Annotated in this window: 6 protein-coding genes and 1 pseudogene; 3 read left to right on the top strand and 4 right to left on the bottom strand. The window is 43.1% G+C overall.

What is annotated here, in order from left to right:
- Positions 1-307: plasmid mobilization relaxosome protein MobC (mobC, locus tag QL982_RS13715; RefSeq protein WP_290190404.1), on the bottom strand; the 307-nt coding region annotated here is incomplete at its 3' end.
- A 260-nt stretch (positions 308-567) separates the two neighbouring features.
- Between mobC and QL982_RS13710 the strand changes: the two genes are divergently transcribed.
- The 3 genes from QL982_RS13710 (at position 568) to QL982_RS13700 (ending at position 3,840) form a co-directional block, all read left to right on the top strand.
- Positions 568-1,173 (top strand): hypothetical protein, encoded by a 606-nt coding sequence (locus QL982_RS13710; RefSeq protein WP_290190403.1) that lies wholly within the window; start codon positions 568-570, stop codon positions 1,171-1,173.
- A gap of 277 nt (positions 1,174-1,450) precedes the next feature.
- Positions 1,451-2,239, top strand: coding sequence for a sulfite exporter TauE/SafE family protein (locus QL982_RS13705; RefSeq protein WP_290190402.1), 789 nt, complete (start codon positions 1,451-1,453; stop codon positions 2,237-2,239).
- Positions 2,240-2,355: 116 nt separating this feature from the next.
- On the top strand, positions 2,356-3,840 hold the full coding sequence (locus QL982_RS13700; protein WP_290190401.1) for a PepSY domain-containing protein: 1,485 nt from the start codon (positions 2,356-2,358) through the stop codon (positions 3,838-3,840).
- 165 nt (positions 3,841-4,005) lie between these two features.
- Here QL982_RS13700 and QL982_RS13695 read toward each other — a convergent pair whose 3' ends face one another.
- From QL982_RS13695 to QL982_RS14555, 3 genes and pseudogenes are all read right to left on the bottom strand, one after another.
- The gene (locus tag QL982_RS13695) at positions 4,006-4,887 is read right to left on the bottom strand and encodes a replication initiation protein (RefSeq protein ID WP_290165588.1); all 882 of its coding nucleotides are present in this window, start codon (positions 4,885-4,887) and stop codon (positions 4,006-4,008) included.
- A gap of 798 nt (positions 4,888-5,685) precedes the next feature.
- On the bottom strand, positions 5,686-6,153 hold the full coding sequence (locus QL982_RS14560) for an MbeB family mobilization protein (protein WP_225736998.1): 468 nt from the start codon (positions 6,151-6,153) through the stop codon (positions 5,686-5,688).
- A 55-nt stretch (positions 6,154-6,208) separates the two neighbouring features.
- Positions 6,209-6,847 (bottom strand): annotated as a pseudogene (locus QL982_RS14555) (relaxase/mobilization nuclease domain-containing protein); the annotation flags it as partial.
- Positions 6,848-6,963 lie beyond the last annotated feature (116 nt).

The raw sequence follows: 6,963 nt of genomic DNA, 5'->3' as shown, positions 1-6,963 counted from the left end.
GTATTTTTACCAAGGTCACGAGTATCTCATTGTCTACTTTATTTCCTTGGTTTAGATGCTTGGCGACTTGATTAATGTTGTTACCAATCCATGCCACGTGACGCACCAATTCAGGGTCGGCTGTATGTATGATTTTTTTAGCCTTGGCTTTTGGCTGTTCGATCTTTTGGTTAAGTGCCAGCTGGCGCAAAAAGGTTGATGTGCCAAGCTCACCTGCTCGGATTTTTATCTCCGCAAATTCGGCATCAGTGAGGCGTATTTGAATGTGCCTATCTCTGATTTTCTTGGTAGGTTTTTCATCGCTCATGGGTGACGTCCGTAAGGTTTTTGGGGTTAAGGGGTTTCCCCTTACCGGCATGCCAAAATGAAAAGAAACGAAGTAAATTGTAATGACGGCATATGCTGGCTTATAATAAATTTAATTGTTTACATAACACTTGTAAAGACCTTATTCTTTATCTTAAAATAATACTCTTAACAGTTTATGTACTATATTAGATTTTCTTTCTAGATTTATTCAAATTGCAGAGTATTCATCCATAAATATTACCTACATAAAAGCAGTTGGTGATAGATGACAAAATTATGCTTATTAAGTGGCGAATGCTCAATCTACGACACTCATCACCAGTAACATTATGGTTTGGCATGCTGCTTGCGTGCTTTGCTTGGATCATGCATGTCTCAATTTTGCTGACTCCTTTATGGGATGATAATGCCCATTTAGGTCACGGCATTTGTATTAAGCTTGCACCTGTTGTATCAACCGCTAAACAGTATGAGCAAATACAGGCTGATATTACTCATACATCACACAACATGCCTGATGATAGCGCAGCTTATCATCTGCACCATCATACTGCTCCTAATGCCTTAGCATCGACTTCAACAGCTAGATCAACAGCAAATACCAATGAAGAAATTTCGTCAAAAGAATTACATAGCAAACATAACGTTGAAAATTCTGATCCAGATGATATAAAACATCTCAGCTGTGACCTTTGTATCTCTATGTCTGCGGTGCTCGTGCCAAAAATGTTTGCACACACTGACTCTGCATGGTTTGAATTGCCCGCCGTATTAGTCACTTTTTTATATCACTCAACCACTCACTATTCTAATAATTTTTTACGGCCTCTCACCCGCGCCCCTCCTCAAGACATATTCAAATAACCTTAAACATTCATAGTTCAATATTTTATTGGTGCATTGGCACTTGCTATCAATCAACAAGCTTATTTATTGCTTTGATTGATTGGCTTGTACTCGCTTGCCCAAAACACGGCATTTAAAATACGGTGCCCCAAATATTGTGCTTGAAATGCTATTTATTTATATCAGTACCTATTCAGTAAGCACCTCATCTAAGCTGGTAAATGGCTTGGATGGCGCTTTAGTACAAAAAACTGAATGGCTGATCTTATTTACTTTATGTTTTAGGAGTCATTTTATGACTATGGGATTGTTAATTGCAGCATTGTTGATGGGGTTTTTTGGTTCACCCCATTGTTTGGGCATGTGTGGCGGGATCGTCGCAGCGTTTGGACTATCTATGAAAGACATCAGCCCAGCAAAAAAGCGTGGTCTTATTGCCACGTATCATCTGGGCCGATTACTCAGTTATACGCTACTAGGATTGGTCGCTGGTTTGATTGGTACAACCATACTGGCACCATTAATGATGGGTAATAGTACACCTCGAATTCTACTTGGATTGGTATTGGTTTTTGTGGGGCTGACGATGCTCGGTCTTCCTTTTTTAAACAAGCTTGAGCGTTTTGGTATGCGATTTTGGCAAGCTTTAGGCCCTTTGCGTACCAAAGTATTTCCTTTAAATACGGTTCCCAAAGCACTAGCAGCAGGGTTGCTTTGGGGGTTTCTACCATGTGGTCTTGTGTATGGTGCGTTACTCATTGCCGTTGTTGGTCATGATCCCCTAACAGGTGCTGTTTTGATGTTTGCTTTCGGGCTTGGGACTATTCCTATGCTGGTTGCTACTCATGGAACAGTCAATTGGATACGCCATCATATTGGACGTCTTCGCCTACGACAATTGAATGGCGCAATTATGGTGATATCCGGACTGGCCGTTGTCGCTGTACCAATGGTCATGGCGAATATGCATGGACATATGGATCACGGACAAATGAACCATGAGCAAATGAATCACGAGCAAATGAATCACGAGCAAATGAATCACGAGCAAATGAATCACGAGCAAATGAATCACGAGCACTGACAACTAAAGAATCTGGCTCTGCCTCTAGCGCTTGTCATCATTTAGATCGCGAAGTCTAAAATGATGAGTGCAGGCTTAAGAGCAAAGCTACATAACCAATTATTAAGGATTCACTAATGAGTAGACAAAGTCAGAAACCAAAAAATTCTCAGCATTACTTTACTGTATGGCGTTGGCACTTTTATTCAGGGATTTTTATTGCCCCTTTTTTAATCATTCTTGCTTGTACTGCACTTGGCATGTTGCTGATGTCTAATACGACTGGCCGAGACAACGATCGCTTGACCATTACCTCACAGTCCACGGTACAAATGCCTGTTTCAACTCAAGCCAAAACTGCGCTTGAGAGTGTTCCTGATAGTACGCTTGTAAAATACATTGCGCCCCGAGAATCAAACACAGTTGCTCTCTTCCAAGTAAGATCAGAGAATCAAGATAACATGGTGGCTATTGATCCTTATACTGCAGATATTGTTAAAAGCATACCGACGCAAAGTAATTTATATCACACTTTCGATGCGATTCATGGTGATTTACTTTTAGGAACAGTAGGTGATTATATCCAAGAAACCACTGCGGCGTTAACCATCCTAATGATCCTAACAGGTTGGTATTTGTGGTGGCAGAAACGTAAGTCTATCAAGGCAATGTTAGTACCTGATAATGATACAAGTCTGAAAAAAAAGCGCTCGTTTTTTCGAACCATTCACGCCACATTAGGAAGTTGGATATCTATTCTACTCTTATTTTTCTGTATTTCAGGCATGGCATGGGCGGGCATTTGGGGTGGAAAAGTTGTTCAGGCATGGAGCCAGTTTCCTGCGGGCAAATGGGGCGTGGCTCCTGTACCTATATCCATCGATCCAAGTCAACCACATGCTTATATGGATATGAGTGGGGCTAAGCCACACGTTCATGGTTCAGATAGCGCACCGACACATGGTAGTGTATTGAATACTGGTAAGACAAAAGAAGTGCCTTGGGTACTTGAGCAAACACCAATGCCCATCTCTGGCACGACGAAAGGAGAGAATGGTATTGCACCTAACATACCTATCAACGTAGATACGGTAAATCAGTATGCCCGTGAGATAGGGTTTAGAGGCCGTTATCATATAAATGTACCACAAGACGACACAGGCGTTTGGACACTCAGCCAAGACTCCATGAGCTATGATATGCATAGTCCAATGGCTGACCGTACCGTACATATTGACCGCTATTCTGGTAAAGAATTGGCAGATATTCGCTTTGATGACTACAATGCGTTTGGGAAATTTATGGCAGCTGGTATCGCCATACATATGGGGACACTTGGATGGTGGAGCGTGCTTGCTAATGTACTGTTTTGCTTAGCCGTCATCGGTATTTGCATTAGCGGTTATTTAATGTGGTGGCAGCGTCGACCTAGCGCTCAAGAAGTGGCTGGTCTAAACCCACCTGCGCGTGGTAGTAAGAGATCAATACCTAGCTGGTTTACGATCGTACTAATTGTCGTAGCAGTAATCTTCCCAACGGCAATTGTTGCTATCATGATAGTAGCCCTACTAGACTTCTTAATTATTAGCCGTGTCTCCTTCATAGAAAAGTTATTGAGATAAAACATTAGCAATGTATGCCACCAGACACCTGCTTAATTAACTGGGCGACATACGTAAGCATAGACGACAGAAAGAAGAATATAATAGCCTAAGCAGCAATAAGCCCAGATCAAATAGCGGCATTAAAAGCGCTGTTATCTGATTTAGGCTTATCCAGTGCAACTTTTAAAGCTTACCTAATTTCTTATGATTGTAATAAGTTCTTCTGGAAATACCTAAATCTTCCCAAGGTTTCAGTGTTTGCTCTGACGTAGCTAAAGGCTTGCGCTTAGATGCCTTACCGCCTTTACTACCTTTAAGCGCCTGACGATAGATAAACTCGTTATAGTGGTAGGCATCACGCTTCCAACAGTACTTAGCAATGCTTTTAGCAGTCGCCTTAATTTCTGAGTATGGTAACGGCTCTAAGAACATCATATTTGCGCTCTGAGCGTGTTTAAGTACTGAACTGTACCATTGCTCCCATGTCTTACCTCGATGCTCTCTAATGGCAGAATAAGCCCAATGGCGAACGGTATCAAACAAGGAGCAGTTCCTACCAAGTCCATATTCTTTCTCCGAGTCTGTTAACGGTCTGAGATCAACAAACTCTGCTAAATAATTTAGCTCGTAGGCTTCTTTTGTCCATACTTCGGTACGCCAATGCTCGTGCATCGGGTTTTTAGTGATGAAGTTGGTATAGCCGACGTCTGCGCGAGTTGCTCTAACCAATCCTGCTTGTATCTTAGCAAGATAGTCTAAGGCTTTACGACTGCCATGCTCACTGGTGCAAACAGGTGTTTTTAGCTCATAGACGATATGAGCGTGTCCGTTTTCAGGATTTTGGCTTGTCCAGCGTGGCGGTGGTAGGTATTCTTCCGCCCAGCGCATTGCACCATGCTCATGATCAATATCAAGGCAAATTAAATGAGTCATGCAAGGGGGGTTGTGCTGAATATACCGCATCTTGACGGCTGTCTTTCGCGGACGAATGACAAGACCACCTAGATCATCGGTGCAATAAGGCTTTAAGGGGAGGTTTTCGTATATTTCCGGTAGTATTAACATCACGCACACTTGTGTTGGTGCGTCTGCTGATATAAAATGACCGTATCGAAAAAATGGGTTTTATATCTGCTGACACAGATTAAAATTCATCTAACCCCTGAAGCCTGCCAGCTTTGGGGGTTAGTCGTTTCTAGCACTTGAGTTTACGCTCTCATTCTTGTTTCGTCAATTAGCAATTTCCTTGTAAAGGCACGCCATTTAAGGCTTACAAAGTTGTACCTACTTTACGTTATCTGCCCATACTGGGGCCCGAATAAGACCGCTTAGGGCGCTGTTTTTCAAGCTCTTGCGTTATTTGTTTACTAATTTCGCTACAGTCTCTAACTCGCTCATCAATTTGCTCTGTGACTGCTTTATTGCGTTCTGTGAACTCTTTAGCTGCTCCATCGTACCTTCCAGCATCGTCTCTAATGCGCTCATATCGCTCGTTAACTCGTCTGCTGGTACTAATATACTCTGATACTGTTTCAAGGCTGTTGTGAGCTGCATCTGTGTGGTTGCGAGTTTGCTCAGTTGTTCTGCGATTATCATTTGCCCTTCTGTGTATTGCTTGCGATGATTCCACCAAGCTTGCTGCTCTTTCGTGTGCTTGCTCAGTGAAGTCTCTAATGTCTCGAACATGCTTGGTAACGCTTTGAGTTCCTTGTCTTGCGTTTCTGCCAATGCTGTCAATAATCGCTTCAATCTCTCGATGCTCTGCTCTTGGTAGTCGATAATCTCTTTCTGCCGCGCTATCGTGTCTGCGTTCGCTTGCATCGCTTGGCTGACTTGCTCTATCAGTTGTTTTTGCATGGTCTGTTATCCCAGTTTCATTCCAATCATGACGCCAAATCCCATCATCACTAAAGCGACAATCGCGCAGCCAATCACCACTACCCATGCTCGGTGTTGTATGAAGTCTAAGGCGTTGGCTTGATGTGATTGCATCGTTTGGCTTAACTCTTGTGAATACTCGCTCATCATCTGCGCTATCTCGGCTTTTTGTTGTTCTAGGCTTTCTGTCGTAAGGACTTGGACGCTGGATAGGTGAGTAGACAACACTGTGTTGATCGCTTCGTGATGCGTCTCTAAGCTCTCTGTCAACTTGGTTTGCTTCTCTTTTAGGCTCTCCGTGCCTTGTGTGATGATAGTCTCGCTTTCGGTCAAGCTCTTCATAAAGGACGCGTGTAGCTTCCCTAAGTCGTCCTGTAGCGTTGTCTCTATAAGTACTGCTGTCTCGTTCGACTGTTTCTTGAAGTTCTGGGCTAAACTTAAAAGCTCGCTCATATAATCCACCTGTTAATCTTATGTTTCTGCCACCGCTGGGGTTTTTAATAGATATTGCTTTGTCCGTTTCTCGTGCGATTTCAAACCCTCCGCCTTGGAGCGTTTGGATGACCTCATTGCGGTTAGTTATCAGTCCATTAGCCACCATACTTTTCAAGCCCTCTGTAATGGCTTCACGCGCTTCTTTGGTAGTTCTTGGCAAGTTGTCACGCTGCGCCATTAATCGCTTGCGTATGGGGTCATTTGGGTCTGATAAATCATAGTAAATGTTCTGTAGGTCTTTCCACGCATTGACCCTCGTTTTGTCTTGGCTGTGAATATAGGGCTGGAACAGTCGCCCATGCTCAAGATCAACATTGGCAATGACAAAGTTCAGCTCAAGCCGTCCTTTGTCTCTGTGCTCAACCCATGCAAAGCTCACCCGATCAACCTCTAAACCTGCGGTAATGGTTTCCTCAAAGCTATCCATGATCTCATTTTTTTGCTTAATTGTTAGATGGTCAGGGGCTTCTTCAAAGCTCAAGCAACCGCTGGTGTACTGGCGTTTAAACTCTAATGAGTCAATAAGTAACTTTTGCTGCGCCACGTCACCGCGCAATATTTCAGCATCAGGGCGATCCCCATCTTTGCCAAGTAGATAATCAAAGACGGCATTACCGCCGCCTGTACCATGACGAAAGAATTTAACGATCATCGCTCATTATCCTTTCAAGCTCGCTATCAAGATCGGCTTGTATTTTTACCAAGGTCACGAGTATCTCATTGTCTACTTTATTTCCTTGGTTTAGATGCTTGGCGACTTGATTAATG

Source organism: Psychrobacter sp. 5A.1 (assembly GCF_030407455.1).
GTDB lineage: Bacteria > Pseudomonadota > Gammaproteobacteria > Pseudomonadales > Moraxellaceae > Psychrobacter.
Note: the sequence above shows the minus strand (reverse complement) of the source record. Positions and strands in the feature narration are given on the sequence as shown.

Coding starts and splice junctions, on each gene's coding strand:
- QL982_RS13705 (WP_290190402.1), top strand. CDS start 1,451: ATGACTATGGGATTGTTAATTGCAGCATTGTTGATGGGGTTTTTTGGT.
- QL982_RS13700 (WP_290190401.1), top strand. CDS start 2,356: ATGAGTAGACAAAGTCAGAAACCAAAAAATTCTCAGCATTACTTTACT.
- QL982_RS13695 (WP_290165588.1), bottom strand. CDS start 4,887: ATGTTAATACTACCGGAAATATACGAAAACCTCCCCTTAAAGCCTTAT.
- QL982_RS14560 (WP_225736998.1), bottom strand. CDS start 6,153: ATGAGCGAGCTTTTAAGTTTAGCCCAGAACTTCAAGAAACAGTCGAAC.